Origin of the sequence: Pseudomonas sp. H9 (assembly GCF_004353925.1) — a bacterium.
Lineage (GTDB): Bacteria > Pseudomonadota > Gammaproteobacteria > Pseudomonadales > Pseudomonadaceae > Aquipseudomonas.
This window is the reverse complement of sequence record NZ_SMOK01000023.1, coordinates 172,171-196,050: the sequence shown is the minus strand read 5'-3', so window position 1 is coordinate 196,050 and position 23,880 is coordinate 172,171. Positions and strand designations below refer to the sequence as shown.

Sequence of the window (23,880 nt, the reverse complement as noted above, 5' to 3'; positions counted from 1 at the left end):
GCTGCGCTTAGGGAGAAGGAGATGCTGGTGAACAGGGGGAGCAGCAGGTAGGACAGAATGGTGTTGCGCATGAGGGTAAGACTCCTGGGTGGTTTCGAAGGCAGCTTTTCCTTGGCTGCCTTTGAACCGTAGAACGGGTTGGGGGGGAGTCAAATTTTTGGGGTGGGGGAAACGTTACTGAATTGGACGGAGGGTTTGATTGTTACAATAAAAGTCACTATGCATTAATATATATTATATTAACGACCAAGCATCGCCTCAGAAACAATAAGACCAGAATTCAACTCAATAAGGCTCAATTCGCCATCACCAAAAGAACAACCAGTATCCATGTACACAACATTCCCCAATTTCTTCACCTTAGGGACTGTTGTGTGCCCGACATAAACTTCTTCAACTCCAGAAACTGGTGCTATGTTTTTATTGTCGATTTTTGATCTTGAGTACAAAGCCAGCTTTAATGCACTGCCCTGATTTTGGGCGCCTGCAGCATGAGAAATTGACTCCTTAGCTTCACTCCAGCCATGCGTATCGTGCAGAAGGGGCACTTCTGCATGCACGATGCCAATTTTTCGGGCACCCGATAGCTCGATCTCAATCATTACCGGGAGTCTACTAAGTGCAGAATATATTTTTAGCTGCGCCAGTTTAGGCATATCATAGAGCCACGCACCACCGTTTCGGGTGTGCCTTGGTATATCCCCTGAGCCACCTATACAATCGATCGCCATTTGCTCATGATTACCACGAACTGCATGAAACCAAGGTTTATTCAACCAATCTGTTACCCGCTCTGAATGTGGCCCCCGGTCAATAAGGTCACCTACCGAAAATACACGGTCGTAGCAGTAATTAAAGGAAACCCTTTCCAGGAGAAGATCAAAAATATCGAAACAACCGTGTATATCACCAACAACAAAGTCACGCCCTAGCTTATTGACCGAGAAATACTTTACAGCTGGCGATTCAATTAAATTTAAAATGACCATTTTTGAAAAATAAATCTACGCCATCCAAATAAAAATTTTCTCAGCAGAACATATGGAAGAAGGGAGTTTATCCCACACTTCACAACGGGGTCAGAAACCATGACAAGATTAACTATATCAACCTGATCACCCGACCACCGTAATCTGTCAAACTCAGCAAATTCATGGCTCCAAACGGCGCTGCTGGTAGACCCAATCAACGATTTCTCCATCGGGATTGTAGCCGCTAACTGTCTCACGGAGCAATTTTCGGACCCACACATAATCATCTACTGAAACAGCCTCAAGCAAATCAGATAATCTTTCCTTCAATATCTCCCAAGGTAGAAGGTCCTCCTGAGCGCTCATGATCATCGGATGCTGAGTTGCAATTACATTGTCTCCAATCAAAAGCTCTTCGTAGAGCTTTTCGCCCGGCCGCAGCCCAGTAAACTCGATTGCGATATCTCCATGTGAATTCTTTTCTGATCGAACACTCAATCCGGACAAGTGAATCATTTTCTCAGCCAGCTCTACAATTTTAACAGGCTCCCCCATATCCAGGACAAAAACATCCCCACCCCGCCCCATTGACCCTGCCTGTATGACGAGCTGGGCTGCTTCAGGAATAGTCATAAAGTAACGGGTGATCTTAGGGTGGGTCACAGTGAGAGGACCACCAGACTTGATCTGTTTGTGAAATAGTGGAATCACGGACCCTGAAGACCCTAAAACATTCCCAAAGCGAACCATAGTAAAACGAGTTTTGTTGACCTGAGACACATTGCTCTCATCGCCAAATAGCACTGGAGCTATCTCTCGGCTCAAAGCTTGCAAAGTCATTTCTGCCAGCCGCTTTGTACTTCCCATAACATTCGTGGGGCGCACGGCTTTGTCAGTAGAGATCAACACGAAGTTGGCGACTCCAGCTTGTAATGCAGCCTGAGCAGAATTCAGCGTACCAATCACATTGTTTAATACGCCCTCAGCAATATTGTGCTCAACCATCGGGACATGCTTGTAAGCTGCGGCGTGATAGACGGTATCCACGTGCCAAGTTTTCATGACTTCAAGAAGCTTGTCTTGGTTTCGAATTGACCCGAGAATTGGCAGCAGACGGACAGGCAGCGACTCACGTGCTACTCTCTGCTCCAGTTCACTCAGAATACTGTAAAGATTGAACTCACTATGCTCGAATAGCAAAAGTGTAGTAGGGCGCAAGTTCAATATTTGTCGACAAAGCTCCGAGCCGATCGACCCACCTGCTCCTGTCACCAATACCGACTGTCCAACAATACAACGCTCAAGTAAGTCAGCTTGCGCTGGAACGGCATCGCGCCCAAGCAAGTCTGCGATATCCACCTCCTGGATATCGTCGACTTTAACACGCCCACTTGCGAGGTCCATAAAGCCAGGAACCGAACGCACGTGCAGCGGAAACCCTTCCAAGAACTCCAAGATTTCTCGGCGGCGCGAACGTGAAGACGATGGTACAGCGAGTAATATCTCCTGTGCTCCTGTCAGATCTACCATTCGCTGGATGTGTTTAGGTTGGAATACTTGAAGACCGGAAATGGTCCGATCTTCAATGCTTGGATCATCATCTATAAAAGCGACGGGACGCATCACCCTTCCCATCCTCAACGCCGTTACCAATTGATTACCGGCGGAACCTGCACCATAAACCGCAACCTTGGGCAATCCATCATCCCGGTTGGTAAACGGGACGTGCTGAACAGCTGCGAACCAATCCCCCATAAAATATTGGCGCAGTATCAGACGAAGCCCGCCCAGCAAGACCATGCTCAACCACCAATAGTTGAACACAATAGATCGAGGTACGACCGTTGTGTGGTTGCTATACCAAAAAACCACCAATGCAAGCAGCAGCGCCGAGAGACTGACCGCTTTACAGATTGCTATGAGCGCATCGTTGCCAAAGAAACGCATAACAGCACGGTACATGCCGAAACGTATGAAAATCGGTATCGCGATCAAAGGTGCTGACGCAAAAAGCCAAAGGTGGTTCGAGATCGGATTAATGAGATTGTCAATCCCGAGCCGGACGACAAAAGCTAACCACAAAGCGATCCAAACCAAGATGACGTCCATCAGGACTTGAAGTGCGCGCTTTTGCCCCCGCGGCAGCCCCAACATGCTTGATCTCAACCTATCCATAAAACCTTCGCGCACCTAAGGTTGCTCCCAAGACAAAATTCATCGCTATTTTACGTAACCGCAAGGCTTCATCACCCGAAAATAGGCGTTGAAGCGAAAACAGATCACCCTTCAAAGGTCTCAAGTTCGCCTGCGCGAAATTTAACAGCCAAGATCACCAAAGGTAGGTAGGCAATCACAACGCCGAGCCCGCCATCCAGGCCGAGCATAACAACACATGCTGCAATGGGCAGTAACCAGAAGATATTAATAGCGGCAACGGCCAAAGTCACTGGCAAATGTCTACCCAGTTTCCGTGAGGCGAACTGATAGGCATGGCTGCGATGGGCTTCATAGACTCGATCCCCACGTAGCAAGCGCCGAACCAGTGTCAAAGTCGCATCAACGATAAAGGCGCCCAAGAGAATCAACCAAGCCCAGAACAAATCAGGCGAAGCCCAGGCAGCTTGGAGAGATAATAAACCAAGCATGATACCCAAAAAGCCACTGCCCGCATCTCCCATGAAGATTCGCGCTGGTGGAAAATTCCAGAACAGAAAACCAGCTACCGCCATTGCTAATACCATCGGCGCAATGATGAGAGCATCAAAACCGTTCAGCCAATATAAAAGGGACGCTCCAAAGCAAACGCACAGCGCTTCGATGCTAGCAATACCGTCGATCCCATCCATGAAGTTGTAAAGATTGAGTAGCCATACTAGGTAGAACAGTGTAAAAATCTGCCCAAACCGGCCAAATTCAATTTGATACCCAAACACAGGCAGTCCAGGAAGCCCCCCCAGCCAGTACAAGGCCCATATAGAAGCTAAAAAATGACCGAGTAGCCGCCAGCGCGCTGCAATATGGCCATGATCGTCCAGAAACCCTAGAAGGGCTATCCCTGCTCCAGCCCCCAACATGCCCCAAGTAGGTGCCCACAGCAAAAAGCCACTATGCGCCAGTAAAGGCAGAACTGCTAGAAAACTCAAAACAATGGCAACCCCACCTCCACGTGGCGTTGGTACCGAATGGGAACTTCGGGCATTAGGAACATCAATAATACTCCGAGCTAACGCATACCGACGCAAAATCCAAGTCAGTAGCAAAGATGCACAAAACACCATCGTCAATAAAAGCCACAACATCATTTACGAGATTCCAAGAAGTGCTTTGTTGTTTTTAAAATAGCCTGATCAACCTTGATCTCAGGACGCCAATTCAGCAAATCACAGGTTTTACCGATATCAACCTGAAGTGAACTACACAACCGCCGAGAGAATTCTCGTCTACCGAATATTACAGCAGCCATCTTTAAGGCCCACAAAGGGACAGGAAGCAAAATAGCCTTTCTGTTTAAAGCATTGGATATACTACGCAGCAACTGAGTAGTCGACAGATCTTCCCCATCGCTCACCAAAAACACGTTATTTCCTGCTGCTGGGTGCTCAATGCAGGTGAGGATTAAGCTCACTAAATTATCCAAAGCAACCAGGCTTCGTTTATTATGAATAGCACCGAGAGGCAATGGAACGCCACTATTTAGCCACTTCATCATATTCAGGAAATTTGCTTTAACGCCCGGCCCATAGACCAACACCGGCCGAATAATAACTACATCCATATCAACTTTCGCAGAAAGCTCAAGCAGCGCCCTCTCAGCTTCCATTTTGGACACGCCATAGGCATCTTTTGGAGCTGGATCATCATCTGGCCTAAATGGTTTGCCTGGCTGAGTTCGCTCCCCGTTAACTTTAATCGAACTGATAAAAATGAACCTTCTCACACCCGCTTCTGCGGCCTGACGAGCTAGGTTCAGTGTTCCCTCAACATTGGCTTTTCGAAACTCCGTCAACGGATCACTGGAAGACTCTTGCATGACGTGAACTCTGGCGGCAGCATGAATTACCACTTCCACCCCGTCCAGCGCTGATTTCCAAGAGATGTGCCCATTTAAATCCGGAATCAAGTGCCGATTCGGATAGTCTTGTAGCTGGTTCTCATTCCGCACCACTACAGAGAGGTGAAAAGTGTCTTTCTGATAAATTTTATCAGCAACTGCCTTCCCCACAAATCCTGTCGCGCCCGTCAACAGGATATTTGTCATTGGTGACTCCCGCGAGGGCGCTTAACGTACTCGAGTAATTTAAACGGAATTTTACTTAGAACCATTAGCAAGTTCGTATAGACACCATTTCGACGGCAGGCCTGAACAATTTCTGAGTTCAAACGCATACTGCTTTTAAAGCCTGAAGTACTCACTCCACCGGCCCGCATTCGAACAATAACTTTATCAAGACGAGTATATTTTTGCTTGCAAACCAATAGCAACCGAACAAACATCTCATAATCTGCAGAGATCTTGTATTGCAATGAGTATGGCCCTACCATTTTATAAGCATCAGCACGTATGAATGTTGCTGGGTGTGGGGGCATCCACCCAAACCTGAGTTTCCACGAGCGAAAATGTGCTGCTCCATAAAATCGGGTAACCTTAGTCAGGTCATCCGGACTCACGAATACAATATCACCGAAAATGACACTACTTTCAGGAGCTGCTCTGAAAGATAGAGCAACAGCCTCGACCGCGTCGTCAGCTTCATAATAATCATCAGAATTCAATATACCGATAACATCGCCAGTTGCTAAAGCGATACCTTTATTCATCGCATCATAGATACCCTTATCTGGCTCACTGATTACCGAAGAAATTTTATCGCGATACTCCTCAACGATGGTCATCGTTCCGTCTTTCGAGCCACCATCGACGATAATATACTCAATATCCTTATAACTCTGGGAAAGCACCGACTCGATAGTGTCCCGAATAGTTGCTGCGCTATTATATGAAACAGTAACAATTGAAATCTTCAAACCATTATCCCTTTACGCGGCCGTATCTGTCTTCGAAACGGACAATGTCGTCTTCACCCAAATACGCACCTGACTGAACTTCAATCAACTCCAACGGAATAACACCCGGATTTTCCAAGGCATGAACTTGACCTATTGGAATAAAAGTAGATTGATTCTCAGTTACCAAATAAGTTTTTTCTCCATTTGTCACACGTGCAGTTCCGCTGACGACGATCCAATGCTCCGCGCGATGGTGATGCATTTGAACTGATAATTTAGCGCCTGGGTTTACCGTGATGCGTTTTACTTGATAGCGAGGTCCACTATCAATCGAGTCATAGACGCCCCACGGGCGATACACCTCTCGATGGCTAGTGTGTTCTTTGCGCTTGCTAGCTTTCAATTGATCGACAATTTTTTTAACATCTTGAACTTCATCCTTGTGAGCAACCAGAACCGCATCCTTGGTTTCAACAATAACTAAATCCTCAACACCTACTGTCGCAATCAAACGATGGGTAGAATGCACATAGCTAGCATGTGTACGCTCTAGGATCACATCGCCTTTGAGAACATTTCCGAGGCTGTCTTTATTATTTACCTCCCAGAGCGCTGACCAGGAGCCAATATCGCTCCAACCCGCATCAAGAGGTATCATTACGGCATCTGCCGTATGCTCCATAACTGCATAATCTATGGAGTTCTCTGGGCACGAACTGAAAGCATCGGCATCAACTCGGGTGAAATGCATGTCCTGTTCTACTTTTGCAAACGATTTTTGGCAGGCATCCAAAATAGTGGGCGCGAATCGTTCCAGTTCTTGTAAATAACGGCTGGCGCGAAACATGAACATACCGCTGTTCCAGAGGTACCTACCGGTAGCCAAATAGGTCTTTGCAGTAGCCAAATCAGGTTTCTCGATAAATCTAGAAACGCTAAAGCCACCGTGAGAAACCGACTCGCCCTGCTCCAGATACCCGTATCCGATCTCAGGATGGGTTGGCACAATTCCAAAAGTAACAAGCTTGCCTTCTTCCGCCAATGCTGCCGCACTTCGAACACTCGTGTGAAAAGCCGGTAAGTCTTGAATCAAATGGTCCGCTGCCAAGATCAGCAGAATTGGATCCTCCCCCGCCGCTGTTGCTTGCAACGCAGCTAGAGCAATAGCGGGGGCGGTATTGCGCCCCACTGGCTCGAGAAGAATATGAGCTTCGTCCATCCCAAGTTGGCGCAATTGTTCTGCGGCAAGAAAGCGGTGCTGCTCGTTGCAGACCAAGATGGGCAATCCAATGTCAAGGCCCTCCAAACGTTTTATCGTCGCTTGAAGCAACGATTGCTCGGAGCTCACCATAGGCAAAAACTGCTTGGGATTGAGTTGCCGAGACAGCGGCCAGAGGCGGGAGCCCGAGCCACCTGCCATGATTACCGGAAGAAGCATCAAAATCGTCCTATGACTTCTATTAGATCAATGAAAGAAGATATGCACGGGTATTTTCATGAGTGTCTGAACAAGCGTTCAACTCTAGAATCGAATCCCAACGGTATTCGGCGTGTTGCTGGGCAGGTAACTCTAATATGTCACCGACAGGAACAAACAACTGATAAGCCAAAACAACGTAGTGGGAAGAGGGATCCGCTACTGCTTGCCCGAACACACTGTCTTCATAAAAATGCTCATAAATGCCCAGAAAGGAAGCCTGGCTGCGTTCATAGCTACGCCCCAATTCTGAATGGGTCAAGCGTTCAAACGCATCATCAAGCGTCTCGTTCTTCAGAACCCGCCCACCAGGGACGAACCAAGAACCTTGAGCAGGCCTGTTTAGACGCTTTCCGAGCAAAATTTGCCCCTGCAAGTTACGAACAATCAAATCAATTGCAATCAACGGCGTTGATGCAACGATGGTCCGGAAGGTTTCCAGGGGCAGGAACATGTCAACCTCGTGCGTCTAATTGATTATCGACGAACCAGAGATATGCATCACGAAGGCCGTCTTCCAAACCTATTGTAGCCTCCCAGCCCAACGAGCGTAGCCTCGAAACGTCCATCAATTTTCGAGGTGAGCCGTCCGGCTTGGAGGAATCGAAACGCAGCGAACCTTGAAAGCCTGTGACCTTGGCGATTGTCTCAGCCAACTGACGAATCGTGCAATCTACGCCAGTACCCACATTAATATGAGACAGCATAGGCAGAGTGCTTTCTTGATAGACCCGAGTCTCCAACTCCATTACATAGATGCTCGCTGCCGCCATGTCATCAACATGCAAAAACTCCCGCATTGGGTCACCACTTCCCCAAATTACTACTTCAGCGATGCCACTCCGAACGGCTTCGTGAAAACGCCGTAATAGAGCTGGAATTACATGACTGTTCTCCGGGTGATAATTGTCGTGGGGACCGTATAGATTGGTCGGCATGACACTGCGGTAATCTCGCCCGTACTGCCGATTGTAGCTCTCACACAGCTTGATACCTGCTATTTTGGCAATTGCATAAGGCTCGTTAGTCGGTTCCAGCGTGCCAGTCAACAATGCCTGCTCTTTCATTGGCTGCTCCGCATGCTTGGGATAGATGCATGAAGATCCAAGAAATAAAAGACGCTGAACGTCAGACTGATGCGCCGCCTGAATGACATTTGCCTCAATGATTAAGTTTTCGTATATAAACTCAGCGGGAAAATTGTTATTAGCCTGGATCCCACCTACTTTCGCTGCAGCCAAATAGACCTGATCTATTTTGTTTTCAGAAAAGTAGTCACGCACAGCGCGCTGATCAAGCAGATCGAGTTCGTCCCGCCCCGCGCATAGGATATCTCGGTAGCCTGCGGTCTGCAGAGATCGGAAGATGGCTGATCCAACCATCCCGCGATGGCCGGCGACAAAAATACGCTGGTTCAAATCACGCGACATCATCAATTCTCCACGGCAACTGGTACGTCATGGCCATGTTGTTTGAGCAATGAATGGCGTTGCGCCACCTTTAGATCCTCACGCACCATTTCGGCACACATTTCCTGGACAGTGATTTCCGGCACCCAACCTAATTTCTGTTTGGCCTTAGCAGGATCTCCCAGCAGTGTTTCTACTTCGGCGGGGCGGAAATAGCGTGGATCAACGCGAACTATAATATCACCTACATTCAGCGCTGGCGCCAATGCACCATCGATCCGTTCAACAACGGCACATTCGTCTACACCAGTCCCCGCGAAGCGCAAAGTAATACCCAGCTCAGCTGCAGACCAGCGTACAAAATCACGCACTGAATACTGCACACCAGTGGCGATGACGAAGTCCTCAGGTTGATCCTGCTGGAGCATCATCCACTGCATGCGAACATAGTCTTTGGCATGCCCCCAATCTCGCAAGGCATCCATATTCCCTAGGAACAGGCATTGCTCCAACCCTTGAGATATGTTAGCCAATGCGCGCGTGATCTTGCGAGTTACGAAAGTTTCACCACGACGGGGAGACTCGTGGTTGAACAATATTCCATTACATGCATACATACCGTAGGCTTCGCGGTAGTTTACAGTAATCCAGTAAGCGTAGAGCTTAGCAACAGCGTAAGGCGAACGCGGGTAAAACGGAGTAGTCTCCTTCTGCGGAATCTCCTGTACTAGTCCGTATAGCTCGGAGGTCGAAGCTTGATAAAAACGAGTTTTTTTCTCCAACCCCAACAGGCGGATCGCCTCAAGGATTCGGAGAGTCCCCATTGCGTCAACATCGGCCGTATACTCGGGTGACTCAAAGCTTACAGCTACGTGAGACTGTGCTCCCAAGTTATAAACCTCATCCGGCTGAACCTCTTGGATTATACGTGTTAAATTAGAAGAGTCACTCAAGTCTCCATAATGAAGCACAAAGTTACGGTTATCCACATGAGGATCCTGATAAATGTGATCCACACGATGCGTATTAAAAGACGACGCTCGACGTTTTATACCGTGAACCTCATAGCCTTTTTCCAGCAAAAACTCAGCCAAATAGGAGCCATCTTGACCTGTGATACCTGTGATTAGCGCTTTCTTCATATTTCGCACCTGAAAACCTTTCATTAACATATGCAGCCAAACATGACTACGAGGAAATAGTACTCAGTGACCATCCCTCTTTAAGGAATAGCACTCGCTTGCCCAACGACTTATACTCGTACCCAAGGAACGAGTCATAGGAGGCCATATAGTCACTATCGGGAAAATCCGAACGCCCCACCAACTCATCAGCCATCTCAGTTAGAGCATTAACTTTTTCTCCGTAAATATGTTTCGGGTGTAACTTTACAAGAACGTAATAATCAAAATTCCCCTTCACAAAACGAAGAAATTCGATTTCGATATCCAAATAAGGCTCCGAAGATGCCAAGAATAGCGTAGGTTTAGATGTGGAGCACGGGTACATATTAATTTTCGGCGCGACTTTCCCTATTTGCTCGATCGAAAAATAACGCGAGAAAACTTCTACGAACAACTGATCGAATACATAAAGTTTGCCTAACCGACCAAAGGGAGCCTCAAACTCTATATCTCCGTGGATAAATGCATGCTGGATAAGTGAGGAATGAGGCGCTAGGTGACTAATAATAAAGTCCCATCGTTGAAGATTGCTGTCGGTAATCGGACGCTTCCCATAAAAATCAAGTTTCGCTACGAATATAGCAAAACAACTGATAGAGATGAGGTCACGCATATGGAGCGCTACATCTCGAAAACGAATATCTTTGTCGTACCGCCTGATTAGACAGCGCCACAACACTCCCTGGACTACGAAAAATGCCCGAGTAAAATCAACAACAGAAAAATATTTTACGAAAGCAAAAGTACCCCGACATAAAAACCTTTGTCGCCTATCGAAATCTGAAAAAAGGTAGTTATACAACTTAAAATTATTCGAGACTGGAAAACTAATTTCCTCTTCTAAATCCACATATCGCGGCAGCCGTCGAAAGCTCGCATATAGCACACCTAGCAATGTAAAAAAAACCGAAGCAACAAATAAAAGCGGTAACAAAGTTACGATAGCCACCCATAGCCCCAACGAAATCAGACAAGGGTATTTCTTATAATATGGCAAAACCACCATCATCTTGTAACGAGGCAAAAAACTTGCGGCGGGCTCGCTAGCAAGGAATTTATTGCGCAACGCGATATCCAGGCAAACTTCATTTACATATGCATTAAAGACAACACGTGAAATATCTTTAAATTTCATATTAGACATGATCATGACTCAACCCTGACAAACAAAGCACGTCCAAAAACAATTAGAAAAACATAGACCAGCATAGAAAACAAATCAATCCATGCTATCATGCTGCCACGGAACACACTCAAAAAATGCAAATACCCCAAAACATAGATAAACATAAACACGGGACCAAACTTGAAGCGAACGGAGTAAAGAACGCACATAAACAATGAGTACAAAAATACCGGGACCGCCCAAAAAACATAATACCCATAATTCAGGTAAAGTTCTGTCTCAATAGGCCACTGCTGCGTAGCCCCACCTTCAAACCACTGAGCGGGAAAATATATAGATGTTAGCCAACGGCTAATATCGTGAAGGTGGTCTTCACTAGGAATACCCACGAATGTAAGCCACTTTTTAATGGGAAACCCTATAGTTTGAAAAAACTCAGGATTCATATCCTGAATAATTTTATCATGCAGAAATATTGTATTGAAATAACTTAAAAAATACTCCAACAACATCTCTGGGCTACTATAAAAACCATTAGACCTAAAATACATCGAAAACATGAACAGAATCATAAATGCTATAAAGACACTTATCCCTTTGACTATGGATATACGTGCATAAACAAGCCAGGGAACGCTAAAAAATACTGCATAATAAAATAACCTGCTCTTAATACCTTGCAAGTATGCACAAAGCACTAAAACTGAGAACGCATACAAAAATAATACCCAACTGACTCGCTTTTCAACTCGCCAATAAAAACCTAACACGAATGCCAAAAAATTCGACCCGACGATCAACAAGAAATTAAGCAGCCCATACCCTTTTTTGTTTTTCAGGTACGTATCACTGTAGCTCCCCAACCATTGATCCACCCCACCTGTAACCTGAATAAAAGCCACTGCTCCGAAAAAAATTAAAGATATAAAAATAAAAAACGCTAAAGGCCGTACGCTATAGCTCTCAAAAAAATTTTCGTCCGCCGTGCGACAAATTCCTATTTCGAGCAAGCGCGAAAATACAAAAAACATTAAAAAAACATAAAGATACGACAGTATTGCCGTTTCAGATAGTGCGGACCAATCGTTCGTCTTGCCCCACGGAAGAACATACTCCCAGCTTACAGCTTCCAGAAAATAGAACAGCACAGCAGGAAATACAAAGTACAGAGCATAGTTCAAAAAAATAATATTAGAAGGGCCGAGTGCGCTTTTATTCCGAAAAGCCAAATAGACGAAAACCATTATAAACGCAGTAAACAAGACCATTCTATTGCTCCATCAGGCCTTAGAACCTGAAAACTCATACAACACCTGGCTCAAAACATTAAAAACTTGGTCATGACCTGTCGTATTCAAATGGTGATTATCGCTCATAAAAATTCGATCCCCACTATCCGCGTAGCAATCAGCTAAAACCTCAGACCCAAACAAATCCATAAATATTTTATTGTAATTATTAACAGCAATCTCAATCAAAGGGTTCTTAGCTCTATAATCAGAGCACGGCGGAGCAATTGGCACAATGCGAAACTGTGAACCAGGAAAAATTTTTCGCACCTCCAATAAATTATTTCTGAACTCGGTCGCACCAACATATTGTATTTTTCGGCGCTTAATCAAATAGCCGTAATGGCGCTTAACTAGTTTATGCAGCATCATATTAAGCGTTTTCGGTAAGCGCTTTATAAGGGACACCTCACCCCGTTTAAGTGCTCGGGGATAGCAGTCCACAATACCTACTTGAAGAATGACCAGATCCGGATTTATAGCCTGATGGTAATCTCGGCTAGCCACAAGCAACTGACGAGTATCCATGCCGGGTGTACAAATTGTACGAAACTTTAGCCTCTGATTAAATAAATCTTGAAGGCGGTAGACCCAGCATTCATCGTCTGCAATGCGTTCAGGTTTTACTCTAGGAAGGCCTAAAGAATCAGTAATTATTAAAACTGTTTTCATACTTTTACTGCCTTGATGCGCACGAGCAGAACGCCAAACAGCGCAATAATCAATATACAGTTTGAGAGAGGCAAAAACACAATCGCCTCTTTGGACAAGAGCAGGCCAACCAACAGGTGGGTCACTAGTATAGAAACAGAAGTTGCAATAACATAGTATACCGCCAAACGCTTTTCACCATCATTGGCCAAATAAAAATTACATATAGTCCCAAGCATGATCAATGAAGTTTTCATGAGGAGCATTGAGAGCATTAACTCAAACATCATCGAGTCAAGTCGACCCAGCACAAATAACAAGATTGTCGCAGCCACCAAAAAAAGCAGAAATACGCAACCTAAAAGCACTGTTATTTTCTTAATCGACTGTAGAAAATGCGTCACAGAAATTTCACCCGCTGACTTGTACCGCCGCAGTAAGTTTGGCGTGAAGTAGTACAATATCGCAGAAAGACCAAGAAAATATATATTCGACAAAGTATCCATGTATTGAAATTTGGCTAAAATTACCTCTTCAGCCTTATGAAGGTTTAACATAACTCGATCAGAGGTCAATAGAACGACGCCTCCAACAGCCATAACAAACATAAACTTAGAAGCATTCAATATTTTTAAAAACAAGTTTCGATTATAACGCCGACGATTAAATAAGCCTACTCTTCTTCCACAAACCACATAGAACACCGCTACCACCATGGTGGTAGCAGAAAACCAAGCAAGAAAAAAATCCTGCTCGATTGGTAAAGAGCTATTCAGCCCTTGAGTCAACGCAAACAGCAGGAAAAAAACCAATGCACACGACACATTCAAAAGATTGAGATAGTTACTCTCACCATTAAGTCTAAACACTGCCTGACAAGCTGCTTTTAAATGGTTGGCCCCGCCGATCATCATTCCAACCATCAAATAAAAGCCAGAATGAAAGACAAGCGATACACTCCAAAGGATCAAAGCAACCGCTAAAGAAAACAGAAGTTCCAGCCTTAAAATTTCACTACGCTGCTCAAGTGTCGTGGCCACAGAACCATCCCGTGTTACTCCATTGTGAAATCCGAATGCAAGAAACACACTGTAGGAAATCACAATAAAGGTAACGCTCGACTCCGCCAATACTTCAGCTGACGCAGTATTGACAAAGTACAATGTGAGCAACGCAACCAAAGCGAATTCACTGTAAACAAAAAACACATAACGCAATGCGCTTTTTAATTCTGGGATATCACCCACGCTGGCCTCCCCCCAGCGTTTCAATCTAGCAATCATAATTCGCGATTCGTGCATACATGGTACTGCTGGCCAAGTGTTCTTGTAAGGAACACATCGCACTGAAATCTTCATCCAAGAAGTGCTTTACCTGCAAAAACAGCCCTGGCTTATATTGCTGGTCAAGTGAATCATCCACTTCACAATAATCTACAGCAACACTATTACGATTTTGTACTTGTAGCTTTTCCATCGGCTTGAAAATATAACGTCGTTTTGATGTCATGACCTCAACAGCCCAACGCCCCGGTGCGTCCCAATCTCCGGAGTAGGAAAACAACGCCCCGCAGTTGGTCTTACCTGCACCGAAAAATCTCGAGGCCCGGGAATGCCAATCTAACTTTCCCGCAACGTAGCAAGAAAGCTCCTCAGGAAGCCCTCCCAAATAGAAAGCCAAGTCAGTAACATGGCTAGTATTTGCAAAGAACCAATTCTCTTTTACTCCTTCAGCCTTATGGATCTTAGCAATCGAGTCGGACCATTCAGTAAGCTCGAAAATGAAACTAGTTACACCTCCATCGTCAGCGATCATGTCCTTTGCAAGGAGTACCGAGGACAGAAAACGCCGGTTATAGGCGATGAAAACATTAGCATTCCGTTCAGTCGCCAACGCCTGCAAAGAATGGATGGAAGCGAGAGTTAAACCACCTGGTTTTTCAACTAGGATACGAGTTACGCCATGCATAAGTAACTGTCTTGTGGCCTCCTCCAATTGCTCAACGCTCACCGCGACAATTGCGTGCTCAATAACTTCATCGCATCCTTTCAGAAAGGACTCCAACCCACCGACGGAGGGCGTGACACCGGTAGCCTTTTCGAAGGTTTCCGCTGATTGAAGACTTCGCCCTACCACACGAAATTCTTTCTTCAACCCTTTAAGTACATTTGCATAGTGCACAGCCATCGGGCCAGCGCCAATAAGAAGAATCATGGGTACCTTAATAATCAAGTTATCGGACAATGATCGCGCACGACGTCGTCGTGCTCATTGAAAAATGCGAGTAAAGCCGTTAGCAGTGGCCTATGCAGCGCGACAGAGTCCTCAAAAGAAGTAAGTTCGCAGTGCCCGTGCTGCAATAATGAATCGGCTACGAGATGAGTGAGTTGGCTCTGGTAGAGAACCGAGAATCTTTTCTCCATTTCAACTTGTCCTGTCGAATCTAGAATTCGACAAACCCCTTGAGATTCGAGAATATTAATCACTAAGCTCTCGGTCTCAATCCGAACCGTCAACGGCTTTTTCTCCTCAGCCTCTAATGCTCGAGAAGTCAAATGAAATGAGTGCTCCGCCGCATTTCCCCGCAGAGTCCCTGTGATTTCCTTATAGCCTGAACGCTTGCTATCAATAACCTTGGTATTCAAAGCAGAGAGATCGATATCATAATCTATGCACCCTGTCAGATAAGACCATAGATCAATAAAATGAATAGCATTACAGGCCAGGCCCCAATCATCACCTTCAACAGTTAGAACGAGCCGTTTAGAGCCCTTAAGGTAGTCGTACAACTCTTGGTAGATTGGAAACATCCGGCGGGGGCAGTTAACATACGCGCCAATTTCGAATTTCGCAATTAATTCAAGCGCCTGATCAAGTTGATCCGCAGACTGGAACAGAATTTTTTCAAGCAGGAGATATTTTACACTAGACTTCGTCAACAACCGTTGTATGACCTCAAGCCGGCAATTGGCGTTAGTAGCGATCACAGCGAAATCGATTATTGGCCATACATGCTCAATTTCTTGGAAATAGGAAAGTTCCACATTACTTGAGCTATCTTCAACCGATTCAGCGCGTTCACGTGCAAGATCCAAAGAAGATTGGATAGGATCAACAATTTGGATAGCAGTAGATCTGCGCGCATTCCCAACTAACGCTTGGAGATGTCGCGTCCCTAACTGTCCTGCCCCTACCAGAAGATAGTTCGATTTCTCTCGTTTGCTTTGGTTCATAGCGAAAACCCATCATCCACCACTAAATTCTGACCATTTACATATTTAGACTGATCACTTAGCAGAAAGGCGATTGATCCAAGCACATCTTCAACATCGAGCATCCCTTTACTCAGACTATGTTGTTTATAGCGCTCAAGGAAGGACTCTGGCTGGTGGTCGAATAGTCCCCCAGGGCTAACAACATTGCAGCGGAAATCACTGCACCCTACATAGCGAACTACATATTTGCTAAGGTGAATTAACGCGGACTTAATGGCCGCATACTCGACAGGCATTGTCATCTTGAGCCCGTCGTATATATCAAAGCGCGGCGCCACGACACCATATATTGATGCAATATTAACTAGAGAAAATGGTGTTTTTACACGCTCAAAATAAACGGCCGCTTGCTGCATTAATAAAAATGAACCACCCAAGTGCAACGAAATATTTTCGTTAAAACTTGCGAGATCCACATCATAAAAATGCGCGCCATACTTGGAATTACGCGGATAGGAGCAGTTAACGCCCCCATCGAGATCGGACCTATCACCAAAAAAACTGATGACCTGCTGTTCATCGTTGAGATTAAGGGCCTCAATCTCAACAGCTGTCTCCTGCGCATAAAGGCTCTGCAGCTTTTCAAAATCAATGTCAACGGCTACCACTAGCGCATTTTGCTCTATCAGATGCTTTACCAGCTTTCTCCCTAATAGACCTGCGGCGCCTACGATCAGAAACTTTTTGCCTATGAACATCTTACTCATCCTGCATTGAATAAAAAGCTTCAGCAACTCTGAAGTCATAGATGTCATCAATATCAACAGCCCGATGTTTCGGGACTATCCACGATTTCACCTGACCGGCAAACAATCGATCATTACTTACAATAAATTTCGGTGTAGTAACGTAAGCTACCGTCGTGATGTCATACACAACTGGAGCATCCTGACGTCGGCTGATCGCCTCACCCGAATTCACAACGCTACAAAAGCCAGCCTCATCAATAACAACCATATTAAAGAAAGGACTTCGGGCGGCAGCTGTTACTGTGATAACCGCATCTGTGCCTTCGGTCAATAAGTCCAAGCAGCCTTGAACATCCTCTTCAGATCGTAAAGGGCTAGTCGCTGGCAAGCTAACGAACACATCAAATTTATAATTTCGCTCAGCCAAATAATCAACAGCATGCTGCCAAGCGTACCACTCGGCAGCCGTGTCGGATGCCAAGTGCGCTGGGCGCTCGATGACCTCCGCTCCGAACTGTTGTGCTATTTCGGCGATTTCTTTCGAGTCCGTGGATACAAACACTCGATCTATGGCAGGCATGGCCGCTGCCAACTTAATGCTATGCCCGATCAGTGGAACACCACCTAGCAAACGGATATTTTTGCCAGGTAAGCCCTTAGAATTACCTCGGGCAAAAATAAAAGCGGCAATTCGCATGCTAAACCTTCTTAATATTCACAGGGAGCCCCTGATCGGAGGACTGGCGCATTGCTTCAATCAAACACAGGGTATGGGTTGCTTCTTGCAAGGTCACGCTAGCAGCAGCGTCATGTTTGAACATATTTACAAAGTTCCGGAGCTCAGCAACATACATATCGTTACGATCATAATCGCTCCCCTCATACACTCTGCGAACCAAACCAGCAGGACCATAAAAGTCAACATGATTGTGATTTAGGTTCCAAACAATTGTGCCTTTATCTCCAATTATCTTGCAGGTGCGCATGGGGGCACGCTGTAAAAAATCCATGTGCAACGTGGCCACTATATCGTCGGAAAAAGTGAGCATTGCATCCACACAGTCTTCAACATCGATGTCGAGAGCCCCGGTGTTTTTAACTTTACAATAAACCGAGACGACAGGCCCAAACAGCCAATTAAGGTAGTCAAGCTCGTGACTCAACTCTAGCAAGACCCCACCACCAAGGGATCTTTGAGCAGATACGTTATGCCTGAAATCAGTCATTGGCCGCCAATCCGGCAAATATTGACCTACGTCAGCATGCACGGAGTAGATGCGCCCCAAGCTCTCCTGTTGGATGAGGTCCTTTACACAACGTGCCGAGGGAAGAAATCGCAAATTATAACCAATGTCGACGTACGCATTATGCCGAACAGCCTGCGCGGCAATCTCTATAGCATCTTGCGTTGTTACAACTAGAGGTTTTTCAATTAGCACAGGGATGCCAGCCGCCATCAATTGATTCGCATGGGATAGATGCCAGGGCGCTGGTGAAGCAACAATTGCGCAAATTGGACCGGTAGCGATCGCACTCTCTAGGCTTGAGTGGACAACATCTGCATGTACTTCTTCAAGCTTCAGTTGCCGTCCTGATGCCGAAACACAATGTACCGAAGTTCCGGGTAGTACTAACCGGAGATTGCGAATATGGCGCTTCGCTATACTTCCACTACCTATCACTAGGCAACAGTTTGAGGCGTTCATAAGTGCCCAAACTCTTGCTGGGCCTTCTGGAAGTCCTCCATACGACCAATATCCAGCCAATATTCGTGCAATGGGAACATACTGACATCGTTCCCATGCTCAATCTCATTTTCCAGCAGAGTAGGCATATCAATGCGCGTAGCATAAGGCACAGATCTTACGAGCTCCGGTGCTAGCACGTAGATCCCGGCATTGATGAAAAATTTCTGCACAGGTTTTTCCACCATTGCGCGAACTTTGTGCCCATCGCTTTGAACAACACCGTACGGAACGCAATATTCATGTTCGCGAACACACATGGTAGCAACCCCACCCTTTTCCTCATGAAATTCAAGAAGACTCCGAAAATCAAGGGTGGTCAGCAAGTCACCATTCATCACGATTAACGGAAGATTTATCTCATTATGAGGTAATAGTCCCAGAGCACCACCTGTTCCGAGTGGTTCTTGTTCGTGGATGTAATGAATGGTCACTCCCCATTGACTGCCATCTCCGAAATGGGCTCGGATCATTTCCGGCATGTAATGCGTCGAAATATAAAAATTATGGAAACCAGACTTGATGAAGCTCTCCAAAATCAACTCGAGAATGGGTTTTTCACCCACTTTGAGCAAAGGTTTTGGACAGTTATGGGTCAAGGGACGCAACCTCGTGCCAAACCCGCCTGCCATGAGAAACACCGGGTTGTCCTGCTTTGGAGGGTTGACTAGGTCATGCAACGTCTCAAGACCAACTACCACGCCCTCATCGCCAAGGACTGGAATCTGCAAAAGTTGATACTTCTCCATCACAGCCAAGACACGGTCCTTGCTCCACCCTCGTTCCGCTGTTCGAGGTGAGCTACACATAACATCTTGCACCGGCGCGCTGAGTGAGTAACGCTTGAGCAAGGCACGACGAACATCTCCATCGGTTAGCGTGCCCAACAAGCGATTCTGATCATCGATGACCAACACTATACGCAGAGCCACACGATCCAGTATGGCTATGGCTTCTTCAAGCGTCGTCAGAGGCCCCGTCAGGGTCAACTCCCAAGGTCTCATTGTCATTTCTCACTCATCATGTTTATTAAATCACCTTAGTCTTGCTGTCGGCCCGATCACACATTGGTGCTTAGCCAGGTCCTGGACCAATGTTGTACCCGCACCAACTATCGCACCACGTGCAACGGTAAGCCCTGGTAACACAGTACAGCCCGTGGCGATGAATACCTCTTCCTGAACTGCAACATTCCCACATAGCACTGCGCCAGGCCCGACGTGCACATGCGCTCCAACTCGACAGTCGTGGTCAACGCTTGCTCCGGTATTGATGATTGTCCCTGCTCCTATTGTGACATCAGGCTGGATGATGGCACCTGCCATAATCTGCACTCCCTCGCCTAAAACAACAGTTTCATCAATCCAGGTGTAGGGATGCACTAATGTAGCGAATTTAAACCCCTTGGCTTTCAACCGATCATGTATACGCTGCCTTACAAAATTGCGCGGCAACTGACCAACCCCATGAATCAACAGCACTTGCTCCGGATCGAGCATATCCAGTGCATCATCGCCTCCTAAGACCTTAACCCCACGCCAAAGACTTCCGCGCTGATCGGCGAGCTCTGGAGCACATACACCCTCGACGGACAGCCCTGAAGCTCTTGCCAAGGCAAGCAATACCTTGGAATGGCCGCCTGCGCCAATGATGATATGAGGACGCGAGTTCACTGGATAACTTCTCCTACCGCGTAATCCCGCTGTGCAACCTGCCCTACCAGACTCCAAATATGGGTCGGCATCAACCCTGATCCACATCGGGCGGTGGTCAATTGATCGGATTCGATAACGCTACCTTTCCGTATCGATTTTGATGCAATGATCTGTTGCCTCGCTGCCAACCGGGTATCCCACTCGCTTGGTTGAGGTGCCTTGAAGGAGTCACCAAGAGCAACTTCCAGCTCTCGAATATCTAAGACTAAACGTTTGAGTTCTTCAGGCTCTAACGATGCAGCATGATCCGGCCCTGGGAGCTTACGATCAAGGGTGAAATGTTTTTCAATCACACACGCCCCGCGAGCAACGGCTGCGGTAGAAATGAGTCCCCCAGCGGTATGATCCGAATAACCGACCGGAAGGGAAAAAGTCGAAGCAAGGGTGTCCATAGCTCTCAGATTGACTTCATGCATGGGCGTTGGGTACTGCGACGTGCAGTGAAGCAAAGTCACCCAGCCTTGCAAGGATTCACGCGCCTCGGAACGTGCCCAGCATTTCCAAATCTCATCCAAATGGGCTGGTTCTTCTTCATTTAGTCGTGCATGAGCGATGATAGCTAAGGCTTGTTCAACTTCACTCAGAGTCGCCATACCGGTCGAAACAATCAGCGGCTTGAAGGTACGTGCAAAACGCCAGAGCAATGGACCGTTGGTTATTTCTCCAGAAGGAATCTTGAACATGGCCATGTCTAGCCCAATCAGAAATTCCAAACTGGCGGAATCGAAAGCAGTAGACAAAAACTCAATGCCTTGGGCACGAGCATGAGCCTGGAGCTCTACATGCCATTGCTGAGGCAACTCTAGCTTGCGCAACATTTCTAACTGGCTTTCGGACTCTGACGTCGAAGCTTTCTGATAGCTTGCCTTTGGTGCAAACCGTGAAGCTAGAAGCTCAGCACTGAATGTCTGAAATTTGACGGCGTCGGCACCAGCTGCAGCAGCCGCATCAATCAGCGAGAATGCAAGGTCGCGTTGCCCATTGTGATTAACACCGGCCTCTGCGATTACATAAACCTTCTGTTTGTTCATTTTTGTACCTTATGCATCGAAGAAGGGCTTCGTAGGCTGCATTTCAAATGTCGTCAAGATCTCAACGATACGCTCCACAGTGTGACCATCGCCATAGGGATTGACAACAGTACGGCTCAGCTCTTGAAACGCGGGAGACGACGCTTTCGCGATTGCATCCGTAATCTCCTGCACATCAGCAGAACAATGGAGGACCGATTCAGCTGCCAGGCGCCCTCGCTGGCGGATTCCAACATCAACTGATGGTACTCCCAAGCTGGGTGCTTCGATAATTCCGCTTGAGGAGTTGCCTACAACAACCAAAGCATGCTTCAACGCGCTGTGATATCGCTTGAATCCCAGTGAAGCTATGGCCTTGACACGTTGCGGATAACTGTTGGCGTAAGTCTCTATCAACGGAATTATAGCTCGCCCCCCGTTATCAGCGTTGGGGTAGGTAATGATCACTTGCCGATCGGGGAATTGATCGAGAGCAGCTAGCAACGAACAAAATGCCTGCGCCGGCTCTTCTCCCTCTAGCGTCACTGGATGGTAAGTGATCAGCATAAAGGGTTGTTTCAACTCGAACCCCAAACTCCGACTCAACTCCTCAAGACTCATCACCGGACTGCGATTAAAATGCTCAAGTCCAATGGCGCCAACATTAAAAACCCGATCAGGTGACTCACCTAACTGGATTACACGCTTGCGATAAACGTCCGTTGCAACAAAATGCAGATAGGACATCTTGGTAATACTATGGCGTATTGCGTCATCATAAGCCCCTTCAGTAACCTCCCCCCCGTGAAGATGCGCAATAGGGACTCTCATAATCATCGCGCACTGGGCCACAGCCAAAGCTTCGTAACGATCCCCCAAAATGACTAAGCAATCTGGCTTGAGTCGCTCAAGCGTATCAGCAAAGCCCAGCAGCCCAACCCCAATAGACTTAACAACACCCACAGGACTATCAGAAGACAGCAGCATTTCCACTTTGGCGTCTATATCGAAACCGTCTTGAGTAATGGCTTTCCAAGTATCACCAAATTCAGGCGACAAATGCATTCCGCTAACGATCAGCTGCAGGTCGACCGAAGGAGACGCTCTCAGCTCACTCAGCAACCAGTACAACAGCCCGTATTCGGCGCGAGTACCGGTGAATACTGCGACACGCCGCTTCATACGATTGCACTCGGCAGTACGCTGCTCGGCAAATTTACAACCCTAGCCTCGAGCCACTCAGCGTTGCTCAGGTCTCCTTTTAGGCAAGTATCATATGCTGGTAACTTGTTCATAAGTGCCCAGATAGGCCTAGTCATTACATTCTGAGCATTGGTAGCCTCAAGTAACTCATCACGCTGTTTTGAGTTTTCGCAAATGACAGCATTTAGCCAATAATTTGAACGGCACTCCGCAGGCTCTTTGAAAAAGACCAGCCCTGTGCCCTCAAGCTCATGTTCATAAAAAGCAGCAAGTTGGCGCTTAACCGCAATAAAACGGTCCAACTGCTCAAGTTGCGCACACCCAAGTGCTGCGTTTAGGTTGGGCAATCTGTAGTTGTAGCCAACCTCGTCATGCCGAAACTCATAGGCATGGCTAAGCTTGGCTGTTGTTGTGAGGTGCTTCGCCCGGCTCCCCAATCGGGCGTTGGTCAAGATCATACCGCCACCGCCAGTTGTAATAACCTTGTTCCCGTTAAAGCTTAGGGTGCCCAATGTACCGAAAGTACCTGTATGGCGACCTTTGTAAAGGCTTCCAAGAGACTCAGCAGCATCTTCAACTAGTGTCAAGCCCCAGCGCTTACAACATTCGATTAGCGCATCGAGCTCGACAGGATGACCAAAGGTATGCATAGGCAAGCATGCTTTTATAACTTTGTCATTGATCTTAGCTCGGCACCGTCCCTCCACGTCAACGTAGGCGTTCTCCGTGAGCCAGCTCTCCATTGCCCACGGCGATAAACCCATTGTGTGCAGATCAACATCCACGAAAACCGGCTCGGCACCGCAATATGCAATCGCATTACACGTCGCAACAAAGGTTAATGGCTGAGTAATCACCAACTCGCCGGGCTGGACGTCTGCTAATAGCAAAGCCATGTGCAACGCTGCAGTGCCATTAACAGTGGCGATAGCTCGCTCACTACCAGTGAAAGCGGCCATACGACTCTCGAACTGGTCGACGAATGCCCCGACACTCGAGACAAACGTGGATTCAAGAGTAGCGTTGACATACTCCCGCTCTTTACCGATAAAAATCGGTGCATGCAAAGGAATAAACTCCGTCGTCCCGAAATATTCGCGAATGAAACCAATCAGAGAATCGTACATAC

23 protein-coding genes are annotated in these 23,880 nt (G+C 46.7%); all 23 read right to left on the bottom strand.

The window, feature by feature from the left end:
• Positions 1-239 precede the first annotated feature (239 nt).
• The 23 genes from E1573_RS18490 to E1573_RS18380 all read right to left on the bottom strand — a co-directional run bounded on the left by E1573_RS18490 (position 240) and on the right by E1573_RS18380 (position 23,878).
• Positions 240-989 (bottom strand): metallophosphoesterase, encoded by a 750-nt coding sequence (locus tag E1573_RS18490; RefSeq protein WP_133216019.1) that lies wholly within the window; start codon positions 987-989, stop codon positions 240-242.
• Between the two features lie 162 nt (positions 990-1,151).
• Positions 1,152-3,146: a nucleoside-diphosphate sugar epimerase/dehydratase gene (locus E1573_RS18485; protein WP_133216026.1), complete on the bottom strand. Its 1,995-nt coding sequence runs from the start codon at positions 3,144-3,146 to the stop codon at positions 1,152-1,154.
• Positions 3,147-3,250: 104 nt separating this feature from the next.
• Positions 3,251-4,273, bottom strand: coding sequence for a glycosyltransferase family 4 protein (locus E1573_RS18480; protein WP_133216018.1), 1,023 nt, complete (start codon positions 4,271-4,273; stop codon positions 3,251-3,253).
• The gene (locus tag E1573_RS18475; RefSeq protein ID WP_133216017.1) at positions 4,270-5,229 is read right to left on the bottom strand and encodes an SDR family oxidoreductase; all 960 of its coding nucleotides are present in this window, start codon (positions 5,227-5,229) and stop codon (positions 4,270-4,272) included. The genes E1573_RS18480 and E1573_RS18475 overlap by 4 nt, the downstream gene beginning before the upstream one ends.
• Positions 5,226-5,996, bottom strand: coding sequence for a glycosyltransferase family 2 protein (locus E1573_RS18470; RefSeq protein ID WP_133216016.1), 771 nt, complete (start codon positions 5,994-5,996; stop codon positions 5,226-5,228). Before E1573_RS18470 ends, E1573_RS18475 begins: the two co-directional genes overlap by 4 nt.
• Before the next feature lie 4 nt (positions 5,997-6,000).
• Positions 6,001-7,416: a mannose-1-phosphate guanylyltransferase/mannose-6-phosphate isomerase gene (locus E1573_RS18465; protein ID WP_133216015.1), complete on the bottom strand. Its 1,416-nt coding sequence runs from the start codon at positions 7,414-7,416 to the stop codon at positions 6,001-6,003.
• 22 nt (positions 7,417-7,438) lie between these two features.
• Positions 7,439-7,909, bottom strand: coding sequence for a GDP-mannose mannosyl hydrolase (locus E1573_RS18460; RefSeq protein ID WP_133216014.1), 471 nt, complete (start codon positions 7,907-7,909; stop codon positions 7,439-7,441).
• A 1-nt stretch (position 7,910) separates the two neighbouring features.
• On the bottom strand, positions 7,911-8,885 hold the full coding sequence (locus E1573_RS18455) for a GDP-L-fucose synthase (protein WP_133216025.1): 975 nt from the start codon (positions 8,883-8,885) through the stop codon (positions 7,911-7,913).
• Positions 8,886-8,887: 2 nt separating this feature from the next.
• The gene (gmd, locus tag E1573_RS18450; protein ID WP_133216013.1) at positions 8,888-10,006 is read right to left on the bottom strand and encodes a GDP-mannose 4,6-dehydratase; all 1,119 of its coding nucleotides are present in this window, start codon (positions 10,004-10,006) and stop codon (positions 8,888-8,890) included.
• A gap of 46 nt (positions 10,007-10,052) precedes the next feature.
• Complete coding sequence (locus E1573_RS18445) at positions 10,053-11,192, bottom strand: hypothetical protein (protein WP_133216012.1); 1,140 nt, start codon at positions 11,190-11,192, stop codon at positions 10,053-10,055.
• Between the two features lie 2 nt (positions 11,193-11,194).
• Entirely contained in the window at positions 11,195-12,442 is a 1,248-nt protein-coding gene (locus E1573_RS18440; RefSeq protein WP_133216011.1) for a hypothetical protein, read from the bottom strand.
• 12 nt (positions 12,443-12,454) lie between these two features.
• On the bottom strand, positions 12,455-13,135 hold the full coding sequence (locus E1573_RS18435; protein WP_133216010.1) for a hypothetical protein: 681 nt from the start codon (positions 13,133-13,135) through the stop codon (positions 12,455-12,457).
• Entirely contained in the window at positions 13,132-14,397 is a 1,266-nt protein-coding gene (locus E1573_RS18430) for a hypothetical protein (protein ID WP_133216009.1), read from the bottom strand. Before E1573_RS18430 ends, E1573_RS18435 begins: the two co-directional genes overlap by 4 nt.
• The gene (locus E1573_RS18425; protein ID WP_133216008.1) at positions 14,387-15,328 is read right to left on the bottom strand and encodes a Gfo/Idh/MocA family oxidoreductase; all 942 of its coding nucleotides are present in this window, start codon (positions 15,326-15,328) and stop codon (positions 14,387-14,389) included. The genes E1573_RS18430 and E1573_RS18425 overlap by 11 nt, the downstream gene beginning before the upstream one ends.
• 14 nt (positions 15,329-15,342) lie before the next feature.
• A complete protein-coding gene (locus tag E1573_RS18420; RefSeq protein ID WP_133216007.1) occupies positions 15,343-16,347 on the bottom strand; it encodes a Gfo/Idh/MocA family oxidoreductase in 1,005 nt (334 codons plus the stop codon).
• Complete coding sequence (locus E1573_RS18415; protein WP_133216006.1) at positions 16,344-17,087, bottom strand: oxidoreductase; 744 nt, start codon at positions 17,085-17,087, stop codon at positions 16,344-16,346. Before E1573_RS18415 ends, E1573_RS18420 begins: the two co-directional genes overlap by 4 nt.
• 1 nt (position 17,088) lies before the next feature.
• Positions 17,089-17,775 (bottom strand): cytidylyltransferase domain-containing protein, encoded by a 687-nt coding sequence (locus E1573_RS18410; RefSeq protein ID WP_133216005.1) that lies wholly within the window; start codon positions 17,773-17,775, stop codon positions 17,089-17,091.
• 1 nt (position 17,776) lies between these two features.
• On the bottom strand, positions 17,777-18,784 hold the full coding sequence (locus tag E1573_RS18405; protein WP_133216004.1) for a Gfo/Idh/MocA family protein: 1,008 nt from the start codon (positions 18,782-18,784) through the stop codon (positions 17,777-17,779).
• A complete protein-coding gene (locus E1573_RS18400; RefSeq protein ID WP_256659568.1) occupies positions 18,781-19,833 on the bottom strand; it encodes a nucleotidyltransferase family protein in 1,053 nt (350 codons plus the stop codon). Before E1573_RS18400 ends, E1573_RS18405 begins: the two co-directional genes overlap by 4 nt.
• Before the next feature lie 24 nt (positions 19,834-19,857).
• Complete coding sequence (locus E1573_RS18395; RefSeq protein WP_218568387.1) at positions 19,858-20,496, bottom strand: acetyltransferase; 639 nt, start codon at positions 20,494-20,496, stop codon at positions 19,858-19,860.
• A complete protein-coding gene (neuB, locus tag E1573_RS18390; protein ID WP_133216002.1) occupies positions 20,493-21,569 on the bottom strand; it encodes an N-acetylneuraminate synthase in 1,077 nt (358 codons plus the stop codon). Before neuB ends, E1573_RS18395 begins: the two co-directional genes overlap by 4 nt.
• Before the next feature lie 9 nt (positions 21,570-21,578).
• Complete coding sequence (neuC, locus tag E1573_RS18385; protein WP_133216001.1) at positions 21,579-22,730, bottom strand: UDP-N-acetylglucosamine 2-epimerase; 1,152 nt, start codon at positions 22,728-22,730, stop codon at positions 21,579-21,581.
• Complete coding sequence (locus E1573_RS18380; RefSeq protein WP_133216000.1) at positions 22,727-23,878, bottom strand: LegC family aminotransferase; 1,152 nt, start codon at positions 23,876-23,878, stop codon at positions 22,727-22,729. The genes neuC and E1573_RS18380 overlap by 4 nt, the downstream gene beginning before the upstream one ends.
• Positions 23,879-23,880: the final 2 nt, after the last annotated feature.

What these genes read in the sequence shown, in the direction of transcription:
- E1573_RS18490 (WP_133216019.1), bottom strand. Translation starts at nt 989, where the DNA reads ATGGTCATTTTAAATTTAATTGAATCGCCAGCTGTAAAGTATTTCTCG.
- E1573_RS18485 (WP_133216026.1), bottom strand. Translation starts at nt 3,146, where the DNA reads ATGGATAGGTTGAGATCAAGCATGTTGGGGCTGCCGCGGGGGCAAAAG.
- E1573_RS18480 (WP_133216018.1), bottom strand. Translation starts at nt 4,273, where the DNA reads ATGATGTTGTGGCTTTTATTGACGATGGTGTTTTGTGCATCTTTGCTA.
- E1573_RS18475 (WP_133216017.1), bottom strand. Translation starts at nt 5,229, where the DNA reads ATGACAAATATCCTGTTGACGGGCGCGACAGGATTTGTGGGGAAGGCA.
- E1573_RS18465 (WP_133216015.1), bottom strand. Translation starts at nt 7,416, where the DNA reads ATGCTTCTTCCGGTAATCATGGCAGGTGGCTCGGGCTCCCGCCTCTGG.
- E1573_RS18460 (WP_133216014.1), bottom strand. Translation starts at nt 7,909, where the DNA reads ATGTTCCTGCCCCTGGAAACCTTCCGGACCATCGTTGCATCAACGCCG.
- E1573_RS18455 (WP_133216025.1), bottom strand. Translation starts at nt 8,885, where the DNA reads ATGTCGCGTGATTTGAACCAGCGTATTTTTGTCGCCGGCCATCGCGGG.
- gmd (WP_133216013.1), bottom strand. Translation starts at nt 10,006, where the DNA reads ATGAAGAAAGCGCTAATCACAGGTATCACAGGTCAAGATGGCTCCTAT.
- E1573_RS18445 (WP_133216012.1), bottom strand. Translation starts at nt 11,192, where the DNA reads ATGTCTAATATGAAATTTAAAGATATTTCACGTGTTGTCTTTAATGCA.
- E1573_RS18440 (WP_133216011.1), bottom strand. Translation starts at nt 12,442, where the DNA reads ATGGTCTTGTTTACTGCGTTTATAATGGTTTTCGTCTATTTGGCTTTT.
- E1573_RS18435 (WP_133216010.1), bottom strand. Translation starts at nt 13,135, where the DNA reads ATGAAAACAGTTTTAATAATTACTGATTCTTTAGGCCTTCCTAGAGTA.
- E1573_RS18430 (WP_133216009.1), bottom strand. Translation starts at nt 14,397, where the DNA reads ATGATTGCTAGATTGAAACGCTGGGGGGAGGCCAGCGTGGGTGATATC.
- E1573_RS18425 (WP_133216008.1), bottom strand. Translation starts at nt 15,328, where the DNA reads ATGATTCTTCTTATTGGCGCTGGCCCGATGGCTGTGCACTATGCAAAT.
- E1573_RS18420 (WP_133216007.1), bottom strand. Translation starts at nt 16,347, where the DNA reads ATGAACCAAAGCAAACGAGAGAAATCGAACTATCTTCTGGTAGGGGCA.
- E1573_RS18415 (WP_133216006.1), bottom strand. Translation starts at nt 17,087, where the DNA reads ATGTTCATAGGCAAAAAGTTTCTGATCGTAGGCGCCGCAGGTCTATTA.
- E1573_RS18410 (WP_133216005.1), bottom strand. Translation starts at nt 17,775, where the DNA reads ATGCGAATTGCCGCTTTTATTTTTGCCCGAGGTAATTCTAAGGGCTTA.
- E1573_RS18405 (WP_133216004.1), bottom strand. Translation starts at nt 18,784, where the DNA reads ATGAACGCCTCAAACTGTTGCCTAGTGATAGGTAGTGGAAGTATAGCG.
- E1573_RS18400 (WP_256659568.1), bottom strand. Translation starts at nt 19,833, where the DNA reads ATGACAATGAGACCTTGGGAGTTGACCCTGACGGGGCCTCTGACGACG.
- neuB (WP_133216002.1), bottom strand. Translation starts at nt 21,569, where the DNA reads ATGAACAAACAGAAGGTTTATGTAATCGCAGAGGCCGGTGTTAATCAC.
- neuC (WP_133216001.1), bottom strand. Translation starts at nt 22,730, where the DNA reads ATGAAGCGGCGTGTCGCAGTATTCACCGGTACTCGCGCCGAATACGGG.
- E1573_RS18380 (WP_133216000.1), bottom strand. Translation starts at nt 23,878, where the DNA reads ATGTACGATTCTCTGATTGGTTTCATTCGCGAATATTTCGGGACGACG.